This window comes from Teredinibacter haidensis, assembly GCF_014211975.1.
GTDB lineage: Bacteria > Pseudomonadota > Gammaproteobacteria > Pseudomonadales > Cellvibrionaceae > Teredinibacter > Teredinibacter haidensis.
In genome coordinates this window covers 4,031,436-4,049,179 of record NZ_CP060084.1, presented here as the reverse complement: position 1 = coordinate 4,049,179, position 17,744 = coordinate 4,031,436, and the positions used below count along the sequence as shown (strand labels likewise).

The window sequence follows — 17,744 nt, the reverse complement described above, 5'->3', positions numbered from 1 at the left end:
AAACCCGGCCTCTAGGGCTGCGCTATTTACTGTGCCTGCTGATTTTTTTTGCTAGAATTTTCTATAGCCTCATTCAGAGACGCATGCAAAGCCCTTATTGCATCAATTTCTCTTGGCTTAATATCCATAGCTATTTTTAATGTTTTGTCTATATCCGCCTTCGATTTAATTGTCTCGCCGACATAGAAATATGCTTTTGCACGATAAGAAAGCCCAGTCATTAACCAGTATAAATCCCCATCTTTACCTATTATTTCTATTCCTTCATTTAAATTTTTGATTGCTTTCCGATCTTCTTTTTGTGATAAGTAAAAATCGCTAATATTTATCAAATGAATCGCAAGGTCTTTTTTATCTCCGAATAATTTTCGGTCAATCTCGATAGCCTGGTTCATATATTTAATGGCGTTATCAATATCGTTCATTCCTGAATATTCAGTTGCGATATTATTATATGTTGATGATATGTCTGTATTATATTTCAGATAGTTAAGAGCTTCTTTTGATTTATCTATTGCAGCTTGATGCCTCCCCATATTGCCTAAAATGGCTGATATAGTCGCTAGAGATACGCCGATTTCATTTCTATCCCCAACCCTCTTATCAATAGCCAGTTTCTTTTCTAAATATTCAATTCCTTTTTCATAATCTCCGGTATATAGCATGGACATTCCGACGCCTTGATAGGCAGCCGAAAGATCGGAATCAGATGTAACCATAGCCGCTTCGTTTATGAATTGTTCTGCAGCCAAAGAAAACTTACCCAACTCAAAATATGCCTGCCCCATACAGTCAACGTCCGAGGCGCTTGCTCTTCCCGAAGCGACTTTTTCCTTTACGGATTGAAGAGCAGCATCATAGTTTCCCGCGAGCATTTGAAGCTTGCAGCCGGCATATACGTCTGCGGTTACCATGAATACTACTAAGCAATAAAGATATCTCATAATCCTTCTACTCAATGCTAACGCCCGGCTAAGCCGCCGGAACGGAGTTGATTTTTTCGTGCTAGCTTAGCGTTAAAGCACAAAACGAGCAAAGCAGTGGAGGTCGGTTTGAGCCGCTTGTAAAGTTTATTCACTACCAATGCCCTCTATATCAAGATAATAAGCCGGAAAAGGATCTTTGATTAGTTTTTCCGTGTACTGATAATTCCAGTTATCGATGCAAAACTCCAGCCTTACATCTGTATTTGGTTTGCACCCGCGAAGATAAACCACAGTACCTTCTGGAAGCACAATGCCATTGCACAGGCGGTTATTTTTGAATCAATCAGTTATAGGATTTTTTCGTTATTCGCCCATTATCCTACTCGACCGATGGGTTTACGGCGGGTTTGTGGGGTAAGCACGCAATGGATGTCGGCACAGCGCCTGAACCTCGATACAAAAAAATCACCCGCAACCCACAATTATCCAAAACAGCGATTGGGAGCTTGCTCCACAAACTCTCGCCCGCAAGGACGCGGGCGTGAAGCCCCCACGGATGGGTTTACGGCGGGTTTGTGGCGCAAACCCGCAATGGGTGTCGATGCCCCAGATAGAGTTCTAACCCTCCCGGATAAGATTCTCGCCCAACCCGGATAGACTTCTGACCCATCCGGATAGGCTACTGGCCCAACCCGGATAGACTTCTGACCCATCCGGATAACCTTCTGACCCAACCCGGATAGGCTTCTGACCCAACCCGGATAGACATCTGACCCATCCGGATAGACTTCCGACCCATCCGGATAGACTTCCGACCCATCCGGATAGACTTCCGACCCCTCCGGATAGACATCTGACCCATCCGGATAGACTTCCGACCCTCCCGGATAGGGCGCTACCTAGCTTGCATATAGACCGTCGCCACTAACCCACAATGATCAAAAGCACAGATGGGGTACGCCATAAACTCACGCGCGCCGCGATAGGCATACCGAGAGTTTTAGGAGTAAGCATGCACCTTGGGTTTCGCTCGCAGATAAAAAAGCCCACACACGTGGGCTTGGGAAAGGCTTGCTAGCTTTCGGCTTCTACAGCCTTGTTCTTTTTGCTAGAGGTACGATTTTTACGGTGGATGTAAGCGCTGGAATAGCCGCTAAGCCGGACATCGTTATCGTGGAAAACATATTTGCCGCAGGCCCTCACTTCATCAACAGTCTCTTTTAAATAGACATAGGCCTTATCTCGCAGGCCGCGGCCGTCGTTACCGCTTAGCCTGTCGCCGTTAACTTTGGCCAACAGCTGAGCGATGGTATCGGCGGTGTTTGCGGCAGCGTCCAACTTGCTTCGATCGAACTGAATTACGTCCAACAGCGTCGTGTTCTCGCGGCCCAACACCGCGAGCGTAGATAAATCCTGAACCATATCGGCGTTGGATTTACCCTCTTCGATTTTACTCACCCGCTTCAACAGATTGTCATCCTTGCGAAAAGCGTAGCGAAAGCTGCGCAGCAGATCATCGCGCAAATCGAAGGCTTTCGGGCTTTCGTTGGCCCACATCACTTCGGCATCTTTTTGCGAGCGGTATTCCGTCTGCCAGCGCGCTTCGGCTTCACGCAGTACACCCACACGAACGGCAAGCGCATCAATGTCGCTTCTATTAAGGCCCGAGCCTATTAAGGTTTCGCTATCGTGCGTGGCCCAATGGAAAAGGTTTTCCGCCTCCTGGGCATAAATGCCAATGGGCATTGGGCAGGTCTTAAGGGCTTCGGAGGGAATGGCCTGAACGGCCGCGAGATGATTGTCGAAATCATTTTGATCAGACATGTACTATTCCTTTTTTATCGTCAAAAAAATCAGCGGGCGTCCAAACCCTGCCCGCACCTAATGGTCACTTCGCTAACCAACCTCGCAACATTTCTCGGCGGTTCCGCAGAGGACAGGCGCATATTAAAACCCAGCGCTGGCTGCGCAAGCCAAATGTGGAATAGCACGCAAGGAGTTCCATCAAACTGTCATTTATTTGAAATGCATTAATGTTTTCGACCACCAACAACGTGGTACCGCGCAGCCCTTTGCTTCAAACATAAGATTACACACAAAACCCGGTAGACATTCACCCTGTTTATGACTGAACATTCGCACGACATAGGCCTTACCGGTGAAAACGCCCAATTTCGATAAAGTATCACTCGGAAGCGATTGCGCATAAGGGGAACGTTCCCCCTGACTTACTGCGTAAAGTAAGAACGTATGGCGCTAGAAATAGAATAATACCTAAGGAGAATACAGCGTACTCTCCCTTCCCCAGCGTTCACCAAGACCAGCATCAATTGCCTTTTCCTTAATTTAATCGACCAACTCTATTTCAAGGCAAAATAGAAGTCTAATGGCTTCAAAACTACTAAATTTAGCTTTTTTAATGATGTTTCGGTAAATATCTATATCGTAGTCGGTTGCTTCAGAAAAATCTGCACCCGATAAATTTGTATTGGCGAAAACACACCCGGACAGATCACTGTATGTAAAATTTGAATTGCTAAAATCACCTTCTCGGAAGTCAACATTATGTGCTTTACACTCTTCAAGCACCAACTCTTGTAAAGAAAGCCCATAAAACGAACTGTCATTTAGTATTGACTTAAAAAATTTAACTGGCGAACTAAACATTACTCGAGGCCATGCAACTTTAGTCCAATCAATACCAACTAACTTTGAATCTCGAAAGCAAACATCAGAAAATTTACTGTGCCCCATTTTCACAGCGCTTAAGTTACAATCAAAAAACTCACAATCAACGAAATTGCATCTATTAAAAGTCGCTTCACTAAAATTACATTTTTCAAATATACAGCCATCGAATTCTTTCGAAGAAATTTCTGAACTAGAAAAATCTAAGCTTTTAAAGCTCTCCGACCAGTATTCGGTTTTTTCTTTAAACGCCACCAAAACCCTCCGTTTCTTGAGGTGCATAACGCCTAGCTCACCGGAAAATTCGAGCCTAAAAAATATTTTTTCCGATTCAGCTACTTGTTAACTTTCGTTTCATTTGGAGTTGTGCACTCCCGTTGCGGTGAGACGGTAACTGACTTTCGCTGTATACGCCTACCAATAATATTTTTAGACGCCCAATATGCTTGCAATTCTTGATCACTCGCAAATTTTTGCTTTTTATAGATTAAACTTTATCAAGGGAAAATGAATACCCCCCTACAGGAAAGTATCAAGTATTTCTCGAGTCCAGATTTTCCAGCGTTGTGCTAAAAGTAGTTTTTCCGCAGGCTCGTTCTTTGTCGACGGTTTTTTTAAGTAGCGATAGGCCCACGGATGTGGGCTCGGCAGTTTTTTTAGCTTTCGGCTTCTTTGATGCGGCTGGTACTCACGGATAAACGCGGTTCCGCTTGGGGCTTGTGAGTGGAGGTATCGGGCTTTTTGTTGGCCAATAGTGAGCCACTGATGGTGTAACCGGACTATTGCTTTGTGTTTAAAATGACTGAACCATTGATTGATAGACCGTTAGCAGTCTCGCCAGTTCAAACGGCGGTTTAATAAACGCATGGTAGTGGCCATTGGGATTGATCACTACAATATTGCCTGAATGGTCCACGGTATAGTCGTCGCCCTGTACCACTTTACGAAAGGCCACATTTAAATTTTGCGTCAGTTGCATTGTCTGTAAAAAGTCGCCACTGACACCGATAAAATCCTGATGAAAATACGGTACATAGGCCGCGAGTTTTTCCTGGGTATCCCGGGCCGGGTCCACACTTACCATTATCACCTGGGTCTGTTTGGCAATGTCACTCTCCAGCTTTGGGTAAACCTGGGCAAGCTTTGCCAGTGTAATGGGGCAGATATCCGGGCAGTGGGTAAAGCCAAAAAAGACTAAGCTCCACTTTCCTTTAAAATTTTCCAGTGTGAAGGCCTCGCCCCGGTGATCGCTTAGCTCAAACGCTTCAATAATTCGCGGGTTATCAAATACAATTGCGCCGTTCGCCCGCAGTTCAACTGCATTCATGACACGCGGCTGCAGTATTTTGTAAAAGAAACCCGCCACAAATACCGTCATTAAAATTACAACAAATGCGACCGTTTTGGCGATACCCCGTTTTTGTCGAGGCGTTTTCTCTGAAGCTTGCATAGTTATATGGCCATAGTCTGAACAGGCAGAAGATAGTGATCCAACAGCATAATGACAAATAACGCCATCAAATAAACAATGGAATATTTGAACGTTTCCATTCCAGCGTTTTTATTTTTTCCTCTGATCATCTCTACCGCGTAGTAGAGAAAGCCAATTCCCAGTACCACCGCTCCCAGCAGGTAGAGCTTGTTCAGCATTTGCGTTGCAAAGGGCAGCAGCGTTACCGCAAATAGAATGATGGTATAGAGTAAAATATGCAGTTTGGTATAACTTTCTCCGTGGGTAACGGGGAGCATGGGGATTTTGGCATTGGCGTATTCCTGTTTTTTATGTACCGCCAGCGCCCAGAAGTGTGGTGGTGTCCAGGCAAAAATAATCAAAACTAATAGCATGCCATGACCGTGTATTTCGCCGGTTACTGCCGTCCAGCCCAGCAGTGGAGGCGCAGCTCCGGCTATACCACCTATCACAATATTCTGCGGGGTTGCGCGCTTTAAAAAGAAGGTATAGATAAAGGCGTAACCCACCAGCGAGGCCAAGGTTAGCCAGGCGGTAACCGCATTGACCAGAAAGTAGAGAATGGCCATACCCACCAGGCCCAAGGCAGCGGAAAAGGCGATGGCATTTGCCGGTGCAATCCGGCCTTTGGCGACGGGGCGATTGAAGGTGCGCGCCATTTTGGTATCGATATGCCGGTCAACCAAGTGGTTTACCGTTGCCGCCGAGCCTGCACACAGCGCGATTCCCAGGTTCCCAAAAATAATAATGTCGAGCGGGACCATGCCCGGGGTTGCCAGTAACATGCCGATCAGCGAGGTTAACAACATCAGCAACACGACCATTGGCTTGGTGAGTTCGTAGTAATCACGCCAGTGGTGCTGCATTACCTGATCAAAGGATTGCTCTTGAACAGTGCTCATCACTATTTACCTATTAGAGGGTTTTCATCGTGCGAAGCCGATGATTAATCGTTACGAGTATTAACAGCAGTATAGCTCCACCCGCATTGTGTAAAACGGCCACCGACAGGGGTAGCGCAAACAGAATATTGCTCATGCCCAGGCTAAGCTGGAGAACAAGCATAGCTATCAACAGCCAGGCAAAACGCTTAGCTTTTTCTTCCGCCGACGCCCACAAACGTTTCGCCAGCCAGACAATAAACAGGGTGACCAAAACCGCGCCGATGCGATGCATAAAATGAATCGCCGTACGGGCTTCATTATCCAGCAGGCCACCGAGATAGTTCGGCCCCAGCTTTTGAAAAAAGTTAAAGCCCTGAATATAGTCAGCGACGGGTATCACGCTATTCTGGCAAAGCGGAAAGTCCGGGCAGGCGAGCGCTGCATAATTTGACGATGTCCAGCCACCCAATGCAATTTGCACGACCACCAAAATTAACGCCGCCAGCGCAATTTTTTGCGCCTGGTACAGTGCCACAACGCTGCCAGCCGGTAAGCTCCATTGGCATTCCCCACTGCGCTGCACCAATAACCAAAGTAGGCTTATGGTTGCAAAGCCCCCCAGCAGATGCGCGGTTACAACCTGCGGCCAGAGCTTTAGGGTAACCGTCCACATGCCAAAAAAGCCCTGTAAAATGACTAAGCCCGCCAGGCCCGCCGGTAGGAGGAAGGGCTCGGCCTTTGGCGCTGAAGATTTGCCTACACGCAGCAGGTTCAAAAAGTAGAGGCCGACCAACACCCACATAAAGGGGTCTAAGGTGTCGCCGACAATAACTCGCGCGATAACGCCTCCGACCAACACCCCCAGCAGTAGCAATACGCTCTTGTGCTTAGTGTCTTTTTCCCTTCCCCGCCAGGCAATAGCGAAGATGGCCAAGATGACCAGGCCTAGCGAAGAAGCGAAGATTCGATGAATTTGTTCCGGCCAGGTTTTATCGGTTTCCACCGGCGTTTCATCAAACAGTTCATTTGCGGCCTGGATCTCATGGCTCTCGTTTGGTACCCATATGTGCCCATAGCAGGTTGGCCAATCGGGACAGCCCAGGCCGGCATCCACCAGCCGGGTAAATGCGCCCAACACAACCACCAAGCTGGCCATAAAAAATGCCAGCAACGATAATTTGTACAGCGTGCTTTTACGTTTCATTATTATTGGTAATCAATCGAATATTTTAATGCGCGCTTAATATCTTTCAGTAATTCGTTGCCGTGCTGTTCCGCTGTATACACCATCATCGCAAAGCCTTCCTGATCCATTAGCAAATAGTAGGGCGTGGCCGTTTCATCCAGTGTTGCCCCGGACGCAGCCAGCCACTCTCGCCATCGCACCTCGTCAACGGTAATTTTTTCCAAAAGCGGATGTTCGAGCTTAAGCTGCTGAAATTGTTCTTCTCCTTTTGCGGCGCCGATATTGACCGCTACTCGTTGCAGGCGAACGCTTTTTTCAGATAGGCGTATATGTACCTGCCGCGTGGTATAGAGATTCTGCACACAGGCCTTGCCACAGTCACCAGTAATAGGAATGAGAATGCGCCATTTTTTTTCGGCCGCTATTTTTTCCAGAAAGGCGTTATTTTCACCCGCTAGCAGGTGCTCCAGTTTTACCGCTTGCGGTAACATTGTGCCCTTATTGACGGTGTGGTCTGGCACTCCCATCCCGGTAAAAAACATAATGTAGGCCGCGGCAATGGGTAAAGCTGCAACGGCAAAAAGGGCTATCAGCGTCCATCGGCCTTTCCGGGCTGTGCTGTTTGTGGCTATTTCGTTCATCATTTTGGTCTTGTCATCACTATTATTTTTTAGACTTTATTAGCGTCCATACATTGCTGTTGCTAAACACCCATAAAATGCACAGCGCCAATGCCATTGCAAACCACTGCACCGCATAGCCCCAGTGTTTTTCGGCAGACATATTGATGGGCTGCCAGTTGGTTAACAGGGCTCCTGGGCTATCGGCATCCAGCAACAGAATATTTTTCGCTAGTGAATGCTGTACCTGCTGCGCCATAAGTTCAACATCAACTTCAAGCAGCCGCTGCGGCCAACTCTGCTGCAAACTCTTCGCCTGTTCAATAAAGGCTGAATCACTGGGAATTTTGAGTGTCCCCGCAATTCGTATAGTGCCCTTGGGTGTCGTTAGCGTGGGATTGTCTTCCCGATATTGCCCGGCAGGCACCCAACCGCGATTGACCAGAAGCGTATCGCCTTCGTGTGTAAGCGAAAAAGCCATCACAACTTCGTAGCCCAGCCGTCCATCCAACATTCTATGCTCTAACAGCCAGTAGTGTTGTGTATTAAAGCGGCCTTCAACATACACTCGGCGACTATCTATTTGCCTATCGTCAGGGCTATAGGCCTTTGGCGGTAGCGCTTGCTGAGTTTGCCAGCTTTCCTGTAAGGTCAGTTTTTCTTGCGCACGACTTAACTGCCAAAAACCTAAGCTTAATAATATCGGCAGCAACAGCAGTGAAAAAAGCGTCAGCTTGCCATTGAGTTGAAATGTAAATTTACCGTCACCTGCCATTTTTAACCGCTCTAACGGAGAGTACTCTATGAGCCCAGCAACCCTGAAAATAGCCATCGTTATTCTGTTTATCGCCGTTATCGCCAGCTTGAGCAGTGGCTTGGTATTTCTTTTCAAGGATTTGGGCGCATCGGAATCCAAGCGAACTCTTTACGCTCTGGGTGTGAGGATTACCCTTGCAGCCGCACTGCTGATGACGATCGGCTACGGTATTTACAGCGGTAAACTTGCGAATACTGCTCCCTGGGGAGATCACCGTAACCAAGCTACCCAGGAATAATACGTTGAATGTTGTCACTCCCGTAGCGACGGGAGTGACAAATAATGGCTTAGCCCAGGATATATACAAAAAGAAACAGGCCCACCCACACCACATCGACAAAGTGCCAATACCAGCTGGACGCTTCAAAACCAAAGCAGTCGTCGTGCGTAAAGTGGCCCTTGGTAATAGAGCGCAACCACTGCACCCCCAGCATAAAGGTTCCCAGAGTTACATGCAGACCATGGAACCCGGTCAACATAAAGAAGGTGGTGCCGTAAACACCCGTTTCCAGGGTTAGGCCCATATGCTTGTAGGCTTCAATATATTCTTCTGCCTGTAAAATTAGGAAGATGATTCCCAACAGTACGCTAATACCGAGCCAGAAATTAAAACCAAACAGCCCGTGTTTTTTGTCTTTCTTGAGCGCGGTATGAGCAAAATGTACGGTAAAACTCGAGGTTAGCAGAACAGCGGTATTCCAAAAGGGCAGCCAGCCAGTCCAGTTACCAATGCCCGGGTTACTCATGTTTTCGTGCGGGCCCTTGACGTTGGCAGCTTCACCATTGGCAGCCATATCCGGCGTCGTCATCAGCGGCCATTCGGCATTAAAACCATTCCATAACAGATCGCTGGTAGGCCCGGAACTAAGAAGCGGAAGGGAAATATTTCGGAGATAAAATAGCGCGCCAAAAAAGGCCGCAAAAAACATTACCTCAGAAAAGATAAACCAGCCCATGCCCAGCACGTAGGATTGTTTTAGCTGTCCGCTGTTCAGACCCTTGAGGTTTTCACTGACGGCAGTGGAAAACCAAGTGAATAAAACAGCGGCCAGAATAACAAACCCAACCAAAAAAATGGTTGCTCCGCTTCCGTCCTTTCCGGCAGACATTTCATTAAGCCAGTTTGCCAAACCAAACACGGATATAAACAGCCCAATCGACGCCAAAATTGGCAGCTTGCTCTGCTCTGGGACGTAATAGGTTTCGTGTTGTTGTTCCATTCTTATGACTCCGCTTTTAACGTGCGGTTAATGTTGCTGAACCCACAGGTTCTTGATTATGAATTTTTGCTTTTTGCAGTTCTCGTTGTTTTTGCGCAACCTCATCGGGTGACGATTCAGTAACGTCGAACAACGTGTACGACAGAATGATGGTGCTCACGCCCTTCGGCATTTCCTGATCGACAATAAATTGCAAACCCAATTCTGCTGTCTCACCCGGCGCCAGCGTTTGCTGGTTAAAGCAAAAGCACTCGGTTTTGTGAAAGTAATCCGTGGCGTTATGCGGCACCAAACTCGGTACCGCCTGCCCCACCATAATATTGTCGGTAGGGTTGTGAGCGATAAAGTCGGTGACGACGGCCTGACCGGGATGAACCTGTAAGGAAAAATCCTTGGGTTTGAAACCCCAGGGCATATTTTCGTTTTTGGTTCCCACAAATTGCACCGTTACCGTTCGGCTCGTATCAACCTCGGAACTCACCGCGGTGTACTGACCTTTGGTTTTACCGTTAATGCCCGTTACATCGCAAAATAACGTGTAAATGGGGGGTAGTACCCAGACAGCGAACACGAACATAGCGACCACTAACGCCATCGACTTTACGATGGTGTTGCGAATCGCTTTTTGTTCTTTGTTTACGCTCATAATTTCAAACTGCGTTGTTTGCCGGGGCGCGCCAGAGCGCACCCGGCAGTTTTATTTAATGTCCGGCGGCGTGCTAAAGGTGTGGTAGGGCGCGGGCGATGGCACTGTCCACTCCAAACCGTGAGAACCTTCCCACACTTCCTGGCTCGCCTTGCGGCCACTGATAATGGTACGAACAACGATGTACAGGAACAGCACCTGTGCAGCGCCAAACAGGAAGGCTCCTATCGATGAGATCATATTCCAGTCTGCCCAAAGCGGGTTGTAGTCCGGAATGCGGCGCGGCATGCCCGCCAAACCGGAGAAGTGCATCGGGAAGAATGTGACGTTCAAACCAATAAAGGCTATCCAGAAGTGCGTTTTACCGAGGACTTCGTCATACATATTGCCGCTCCATTTTGGCAACCAGTAATATACGGCAGCCGTAATGGAGAAAATGGCGCCCGGTACCAGTACGTAGTGGAAGTGCGCCACAACAAAATAGGTATCGTGGTACTGGAAGTCGGCGGGTGCGATCGCCAGCATCAGACCGGAGAAGCCACCAATGGTAAACAGGATCACAAAGGCAATAGAAAACAGCATGGGCGTTTCAAAGGTCATGGAGCCCCTGAACATTGTGGTGACCCAGTTGAAGACTTTCACCCCCGTCGGAATCGCAATCAGCATGGTCGCGTACATAAACACCAGCTCACCGAACAGCGGCATGCCCACGGTAAACATGTGGTGTGCCCAAACGATAAAACTGAGGAATGCAATCGAGGCCGTGGCGTACACCATGGAGGAGTAGCCAAACAGCGGCTTGCGCGCAAAGGTGGGAATGATCGCCGAGACCACGCCAAAGGCGGGCAGGATCATGATGTAAACTTCGGGATGGCCAAAGAACCAGAACACATGCTGGAACAGAACCGGGTCACCACCACCGGCCGCATCGAAGAAGCTGGTGCCGAAGTGGATATCCATCAACATCATGGTCACCACGCCCGCCAGTACCGGCATGACCGCGATCAACAGGTAGGCGGTAATCAGCCATGTCCATACGAACAGCGGCATCTTCATATAGCTCATGCCCGGCGCGCGCATATTGATAATGGTGGCGATAATGTTGATTGCCCCCATTATCGAACTGGCACCCATAATATGGACGGCAAAGATAAAGAAGGTTACCGAAGGCGGCGCGTAGGTTGTGGATAGCGGTGCATAGAAAGTCCAACCGAAGTTGGGCGCACCGCCCTCCATAAACAGGGTGGAAACCATCATCGAGAAGGCGAAGGGCAGTATCCAGAAGCTCCAGTTGTTCATGCGCGGCAGGGCCATATCTGGAGCGCCGATCATCATCGGTATCATCCAGTTAGCCAGGCCCACGAACGCGGGCATTACCGCACCAAACACCATCACCAGACCATGCATGGTGGTCATCTGGTTGAAGAAGTTGGGCTCAACAATCTGCAAGCCCGGCTGGAATAATTCTGCGCGAACCACCAGCGCAAAGATTCCACCCAGAAAAAACATAGCGAACGAAAACCACAGGTACATACTACCTATGTCTTTATGGTTGGTTGTAAACAACCACCGGGATAACCCTTTAGCAGGACCATGTGCCATAGCGTGACCTCCTTATTGGCCTTGCTTGAAATTCACAATGTCGATTGGCTGGACGCTGTCGCCCATATTGTTGCCAAACGCATTACGCTGAAAAGTGATAACGGCGGCGCCTTCCACCGGGCTCAGCTGCTCGGCAAACGCCTGCATCGCCGTGCCATTAACACCGTTGAGCACCACGTCGAGGTGCCCACCGAGGTCGCCGGTTGCAATTGCACTGCCGGCAATCGCGGGGAATGAGCCAGGTATACCCTGGCCATTACCCTGATGGCAGGCGGCGCATCGGGCGTTGTAGACTTCCTCGCCCTGTGCGTAGAGCTGCTCGAATGTCATCACCTGCTTGGCCGCTTCGGCTATGGCCAGCGCTGCTTCGCGCTTCTTGGCCGCCCAGGCTTCGTATTCCGCCTGCGGAACCGCTTTCACCACAATGGGCATAAAGCCGTGATCTTTACCGCAGAGTTCGGCACACTGGCCCACATAGGTTCCAGGTTCATCGACATAGGTCCAGCTTTCATTCACATAACCGGGAATGGCATCGCGCTTGACCGCCAGCGCCGGAACCCACCAGCTGTGAATAACATCAGCGGCGGTTACCAGAAAGCGAACCTTTTTCTTGATAGGAATAATGACTGGCTCATCTACATCCAAAAGGTAGTCATCAGACTTAACGGCTTTGTTGTAGATTTGCTCTTTGGATTTTTGACTCAGATTCGAAAAGAAGCTGACATCCTGACCCAAATACTCATACTTCCACTTCCATTGATAGCCGGTGACTAGAATATCCAGCTCGGCGTTATCGGTGTCGTACATTTTCTTTAGCGTAGAGGTAGCGGGAAAGGCCATTCCGACAAGAATCAGGAAAGGGATAACTGTCCAGATAATTTCCAGGAAGGTACTCTCATGAAAATTGGATGCCTTAACACCGCGAGATTTGCGGTGGACAATCATGGAGTAAAACATGACGCCGAAAACTAGCACACCAATAAGGGCGCATATTCCCAGAATAATCATGTGCAGACTGTACACAGACTGACTTATTGAGGTTACGCCTTCGGTCATATTGAGCCGCCAATCACGCGCGCTAGCCTCTAGGGGGAAAGCGAGCACCGTAAGTAGCAGAGCAAGCGACCGCGAGGAATGACTTAACATCGCCCTATCTCCGTTGGATTATTTATTTCGTCTTTATTGTTTTTATTTGCGCCATATCATGGAAATGCGCAGACAATTTGTGTGGCATTTTGCCGCAGCGCCCGATTATAACGGCAGCGGATAGAAGAAAGTAAGTAGGAAAGATGCTCAAATTAGTGTTTTTTTATTCGCTTTGCGTTTAAAAAGCCCTATTTTCGATTATTTACACGCCAGATATATTATTCTTTATGCATATAAAAGCCATGAATTTCAAAGGGTTACCCCATAGACGCGCCTTTAGTCTGGCGTGGCCAATGATACTCAGTAATATTTCCGCCCCTTTGATGGGAATTGCAGACACAGCCATGCTCGGCCATCTCGAAAACCCGCAATATCTGGGGGCTGTTGCTATAGGCGCCAACATTATGGCCTTCCTGCTTTGGATGTTCGCGTTTCTGCGTATGGGTACCACCAGCTTTGTGGGCAGAGCATTAGGTGCCAACGACTCCGCCCTACTGCAACAGCAGTTTGGGCAGAGTATGCTGCTGGCACTTGCCTGCGGCCTGCTGCTTATTGGCCTTCAATGGCTGCTGGTACCTTTCGCCATCGCTTTAATGGCGCCCGACCCCGTAATTGCCGAGCTTGCCGCCCGTTACTGTCATATTCGCATTACCGCCGCGCCCTTCGCCTTTGTCACCTTTGTGGCCATCGGTCTGCTTATCGGCCTGCAAAATTCCCGCTTACCTCTGGTTATCACGGTCTTGGCCAACGCACTGAATATTCTGCTGGATTATCTATTTATCGTGAGATTCGGCTGGAGCAGCGACGGCGCAGCCTACGCAACGCTTATCGCTGAAGTTGTCGGTGGTCTGTTGGCGATCTGGGTTGTTCGCCATGCACTAAGAAAGCATCTGGGCTCCCTGCTCAGCTGGCCCGGCTGGAGCAAGCTGCTGCATTTGCCAGACTGGGCCGCCTTGCTGAAGCTCAATGGCGATCTGTTTTTTCGCACCGCGCTGCTACTGTTTATCTTTAACTTTTTTACCGCCCAAAGCGGCCAGCTTGGGCCAACGGTACTGGCGGCCAATGCCATTCTTATGCAACTGGTGCTATTGCAATCTTTTGGTTTGGACGGCTATGCCCATGCGGTTGAAGCCATGGGAGCCGAAGCGTTGGGCGCAAAAAATCAGCGCGCGTTCCTACGTGCCTGTGCGGCCAGTAGCGTAGCCGCCGCGACTCTGGCGACCGGCTTGGCGCTGATTTTTCTTGTCAGCAAACATTTGCTGATCGCACTGTTCACCGATATAACGCCAGTAGCCGAAATTGTTTCTCAGCATTTTCACTGGCTGGTGGTTTTCCCGTTAGTCAGCGTGTGGACCTATATCCTCGATGGCATTTTCATTGGCGCCGGTAAAACCCGCGTTATGCTCAAAACCATGCTAGCCGCTGTTTTCTTAGGGTTTTTTCCACTGTGGTGGTTAACACAAGGATCACTTAATCACGGTTTATGGTTCAGTTTTGTAATTTTTAACGCCATTAGGGGGGCAACACTGGGTTCGGCCTTCTATACTCATTCTGTGAGGCATAAATGGTTTTGAAGTGGTAGCCGAGCATCGCCGGAGAAATACTTCCGGTGACAGCCCCCATGTCTAAATGGCGTACTAATTTAACAGTTTGCTTTGGCGGCCACTGCTATAGTGGGACATTCACTAATATAATCGTTCGTGTCAGTATTTTTTTATATGACTGAGCCTAGAATTTTGTACATTCGCGAATCCATAGCTAAAGCGCAAAGGATTGAAGCTAAAAATCATCAGTTAAGGGATTTTCTGCAAGCCAAACTGCCCGAGCTTCATCACGCGATAAGCTTTCCGAATGGCAATGGCCTTGATGCGCTGCAGCAGTTCGTTACGCATTATATCGAGCATGTTCCCGACTTTATCGAAGCACTTACAACCTTAACCAAGTCGGCCGGCGTCTACCAATACGCTAAGGCTTTTCTCTCTATAGCAGAAGATTATTTTTTCGAACCACCGGAACTGATTCAGGGCCACGATGGTTTATTGGCCCTGATAAATGAAGCCTATCTCGCTCACAGGCTAATGGAAGAGGTCAATGACCGTGTGATGATGGCCTGCGGCTTCCCACTGGCGCCGATGGATATGACGCTGTCCAATATTATCGTGCACGATATTTTGGGCGATGATTTTGCCAATCAGCTAGATTTAGCGGTGCACTACTCGATTGAATCGCTGTTCGAGAGCGACGGTTTTTTCCGCAATGCCCATTTCGACGACTACTTGCGCAGCCATCACAACGATGCTTGGCTGAACGCCATTGAAGAGTGGCCCTGCCTTGCCGGTGATTCAGCGATCCAGCTTAAGCTGGATCGCATACCGCAAGGCAAGGTTGTTCACTAAGAACTGAGCTGTAACCTTAACTCAATATGGCCCAAACACGTCATCCGGGTTGGTCCAGAAAGCACCCCACACCTCCGGCTCATCTACGTAGAAAACCGAATTACCGTGCAAAATACCACGACTTAGCGCGCTGTAATCATACCATTCACGGCTGCCATCCACTTCGGGCTGCAGGGTACCCTGTAAGGTCATGCTCGCTTCGTCACCGTCCAGACCGTTCGCCTCCAGCAATACCAGCATGCGCGAATACTCATCGGCAACGGTTAACTGTTCAACACCGTTTTCTAACAGCAAGCCATTGGCGAGTGTAACGGGAAAGGTAATACGCAAACCGCTCTCGCCAGCGGGAAGGAAGTTAAACGCTTTATGATCGTAAAGCGCATCGCTCCACGACCACCGCCCTCCCATGCTAATCTCACTGACGGTTTTTGGGTTGGCACTATCGCGCACATCAAACAACGCGGCCTTTAATCCTGTTGCCCGGCCCTCGCTATTCGCATCCTGACCAAAACCAAACAAATAGCCTTCTTCCAGTGGGTGCAAATAGGTGGAAAAACCCGGTAATTCAAGTTCGCCCGCCAATAACGGTTGCGCCGGATCGGACAGGTCGAGAACATAGAGCGGGTCTGTGCGCTCAAAAGTCACCACATAGGCCCGGTCACCAAAAAAGCGAACCGCATAAACATCTTCGCCAGGCTTTCCGATATCGCTGTTTTCTGCATTCTCGGCGGGTAGTGTGCTGATCAAATCCAAGGTATTCGTGTCAGCATTTTCCTCCAATACCCACAAGCGGTGGTCCAAATCACCCGCTTCACTCCGGGCGGTGGTCAGCACACGCATATTGTCCTGGTACTCGTCCATACGAAACGAGGGACTACTCCAGCCCAGTGTGCCCGGTACAGAACCCGTAGCGACGTAGGTAATATCGTTATTCGCTAGGCTGAATTTATGCAGTACGGTGTAGCTGTCTTCCCAATTGTTGCCCCACTGCGTGGCACCCAGGTAAATCGCTTCGGTTGAACTGTACAAGCCCTCAACCGGGGTACCCAGACAAACAGATCGGGTAATCGCTTTGTTGCGCAAATCCACCGCAACGATGTGGTGTAGGCTGCGATAACCATAATGTTCATTTGTGTCAGCGCCCACCAGACACTCTTCACTGGTATGCAGCTGTTGGCGCTCACCACCATTAACACTGTAGCCCGGTAGCAGATCATCGAGATCCAAATCAGCCACCGCTTGCTCGGAGGATTCTTCACTGCTGTCTGCACGAAGTACTTCCGGGGTTATGGCTAGCTGTGGCAGGTAACTGGTAACCAGATACAGCATGTCACCAATTTTGCGGCTGTTGTGAAGAATGCCATCCAATTCCAATTCCCAATCCAGCGACGGATTTGCCGGGTCTTCAAGATCATGGAGGGACACTTTCATCGCGGGGGAAGAATTATAGTAACCAAAATTAAAGATATCACCGGTTCCGCAAAAGCCGACATAACCACCACTGGTTAAAGACACCAGTGCGTCCGCACGCTCGGCTCCGTCCAACAGGTAAAGCTGTAAATCACCGTAGAATCCATCGCTGGTAAATTCAATTTCACTAACCTGTTCCGCCGCAGCCGATTCCACATCGGTGCGTAAAATTCTTACGCCGTGGTTTGTTTCGTCTTCCTGCCAGTCTGGCCATACATGGAGGTACATATATTGGCCGTCGTATTTCACGTAGTCGGCTTCATCCACACCGGCTACTTGTACATTGGTGCCGGAAAAGTCATTTGCGTTTGGCGCAGGCGACGCTTCAGCCGCCAGGGCGTCATCAGTTGCATTGTTTTCCAATGCGAATATTTCACCACCGCGCACACCGTAAAAATCGCGCCGCACGCCATTTTTAAGTAGCGTTGTTAACTCGGTACTGGTCGCATACTCCAGAACTTGCGTACTGGGCTTTGGGGCCTGCAGATTATCGTAAGAGACAGGCCCGGGGTTTTCTTTGGAATCGCTGCTTCCACCACCACATCCACTCAGGCAGGTGGCCAACACCAGGAAATACATCGGTTTCATAACGGCACTCCTTTGTTTGTATTTTCGCTGGCAGAATAGCCGTACCGTTGAAACACTTCTGTGAACAAAATGTTTTGCTTTGTA

Annotated in this window: 16 protein-coding genes; 3 read left to right on the top strand and 13 right to left on the bottom strand. The window is 49.0% G+C overall.

Annotation, left to right across the window (positions count from 1 at the left end; genetic code table 11):
* Positions 1 to 26 precede the first annotated feature (26 nt).
* From H5715_RS16420 to H5715_RS16385, 8 genes are all read right to left on the bottom strand, one after another.
* Entirely contained in the window at positions 27 to 914 is an 888-nt protein-coding gene (locus tag H5715_RS16420) for a tetratricopeptide repeat protein (protein ID WP_075186377.1), read from the bottom strand.
* 1,086 nt (positions 915 to 2,000) lie between these two features.
* A complete protein-coding gene (locus H5715_RS16415) occupies positions 2,001 to 2,750 on the bottom strand; it encodes a hypothetical protein (RefSeq protein ID WP_075186379.1) in 750 nt (249 codons plus the stop codon).
* Between the two features lie 522 nt (positions 2,751 to 3,272).
* Entirely contained in the window at positions 3,273 to 3,869 is a 597-nt protein-coding gene (locus H5715_RS16410; protein WP_221892310.1) for a pentapeptide repeat-containing protein, read from the bottom strand.
* Between the two features lie 538 nt (positions 3,870 to 4,407).
* A complete protein-coding gene (locus H5715_RS16405) occupies positions 4,408 to 5,070 on the bottom strand; it encodes an SCO family protein (RefSeq protein WP_075186381.1) in 663 nt (220 codons plus the stop codon).
* Positions 5,067 to 5,987: a heme o synthase gene (cyoE, locus tag H5715_RS16400; protein ID WP_075186382.1), complete on the bottom strand. Its 921-nt coding sequence runs from the start codon at positions 5,985 to 5,987 to the stop codon at positions 5,067 to 5,069. The genes H5715_RS16405 and cyoE overlap by 4 nt, the downstream gene beginning before the upstream one ends.
* Before the next feature lie 13 nt (positions 5,988 to 6,000).
* Positions 6,001 to 7,173 carry a COX15/CtaA family protein gene (locus tag H5715_RS16395; RefSeq protein WP_075186383.1) on the bottom strand — a complete coding sequence of 391 codons (1,173 nt, stop codon included), beginning with the start codon at positions 7,171 to 7,173 and terminating at the stop codon, positions 6,001 to 6,003.
* A gap of 2 nt (positions 7,174 to 7,175) precedes the next feature.
* Positions 7,176 to 7,799, bottom strand: coding sequence for a hypothetical protein (locus tag H5715_RS16390; RefSeq protein ID WP_075186384.1), 624 nt, complete (start codon positions 7,797 to 7,799; stop codon positions 7,176 to 7,178).
* 19 nt (positions 7,800 to 7,818) lie between these two features.
* Positions 7,819 to 8,550 (bottom strand): SURF1 family protein, encoded by a 732-nt coding sequence (locus H5715_RS16385; RefSeq protein ID WP_075186385.1) that lies wholly within the window; start codon positions 8,548 to 8,550, stop codon positions 7,819 to 7,821.
* Between the two features lie 28 nt (positions 8,551 to 8,578).
* On the opposite strand from H5715_RS16385, the gene H5715_RS16380 reads away from it, so the two are divergent.
* On the top strand, positions 8,579 to 8,830 hold the full coding sequence (locus H5715_RS16380) for a DUF2909 domain-containing protein (protein WP_075186386.1): 252 nt from the start codon (positions 8,579 to 8,581) through the stop codon (positions 8,828 to 8,830).
* A 49-nt stretch (positions 8,831 to 8,879) separates the two neighbouring features.
* Here H5715_RS16380 and H5715_RS16375 read toward each other — a convergent pair whose 3' ends face one another.
* The 4 genes from H5715_RS16375 to coxB are packed head-to-tail and all read right to left on the bottom strand — an operon-like array spanning position 8,880 to position 13,206.
* Positions 8,880 to 9,812 carry a cytochrome c oxidase subunit 3 gene (locus H5715_RS16375; protein ID WP_075186387.1) on the bottom strand — a complete coding sequence of 311 codons (933 nt, stop codon included), beginning with the start codon at positions 9,810 to 9,812 and terminating at the stop codon, positions 8,880 to 8,882.
* Between the two features lie 16 nt (positions 9,813 to 9,828).
* Positions 9,829 to 10,458, bottom strand: coding sequence for a cytochrome c oxidase assembly protein (locus tag H5715_RS16370; RefSeq protein WP_075186419.1), 630 nt, complete (start codon positions 10,456 to 10,458; stop codon positions 9,829 to 9,831).
* Between the two features lie 51 nt (positions 10,459 to 10,509).
* Entirely contained in the window at positions 10,510 to 12,060 is a 1,551-nt protein-coding gene (ctaD, locus tag H5715_RS16365; protein WP_075186388.1) for a cytochrome c oxidase subunit I, read from the bottom strand.
* 12 nt (positions 12,061 to 12,072) lie between these two features.
* A complete protein-coding gene (gene coxB, locus H5715_RS16360; protein WP_075186389.1) occupies positions 12,073 to 13,206 on the bottom strand; it encodes a cytochrome c oxidase subunit II in 1,134 nt (377 codons plus the stop codon).
* Between the two features lie 293 nt (positions 13,207 to 13,499).
* Here coxB and H5715_RS16355 point away from each other — a divergent pair, with 293 nt between their 5' ends.
* A complete protein-coding gene (locus tag H5715_RS16355; protein ID WP_246434587.1) occupies positions 13,500 to 14,780 on the top strand; it encodes an MATE family efflux transporter in 1,281 nt (426 codons plus the stop codon).
* Positions 14,781 to 14,924: 144 nt separating this feature from the next.
* Positions 14,925 to 15,602: a hypothetical protein gene (locus tag H5715_RS16350; RefSeq protein ID WP_075186391.1), complete on the top strand. Its 678-nt coding sequence runs from the start codon at positions 14,925 to 14,927 to the stop codon at positions 15,600 to 15,602.
* A gap of 21 nt (positions 15,603 to 15,623) precedes the next feature.
* Here the strand turns inward: H5715_RS16350 and H5715_RS16345 are convergent, their stop codons facing one another.
* Positions 15,624 to 17,660 carry a beta-propeller domain-containing protein gene (locus H5715_RS16345; protein WP_075186392.1) on the bottom strand — a complete coding sequence of 679 codons (2,037 nt, stop codon included), beginning with the start codon at positions 17,658 to 17,660 and terminating at the stop codon, positions 15,624 to 15,626.
* Positions 17,661 to 17,744: the final 84 nt, after the last annotated feature.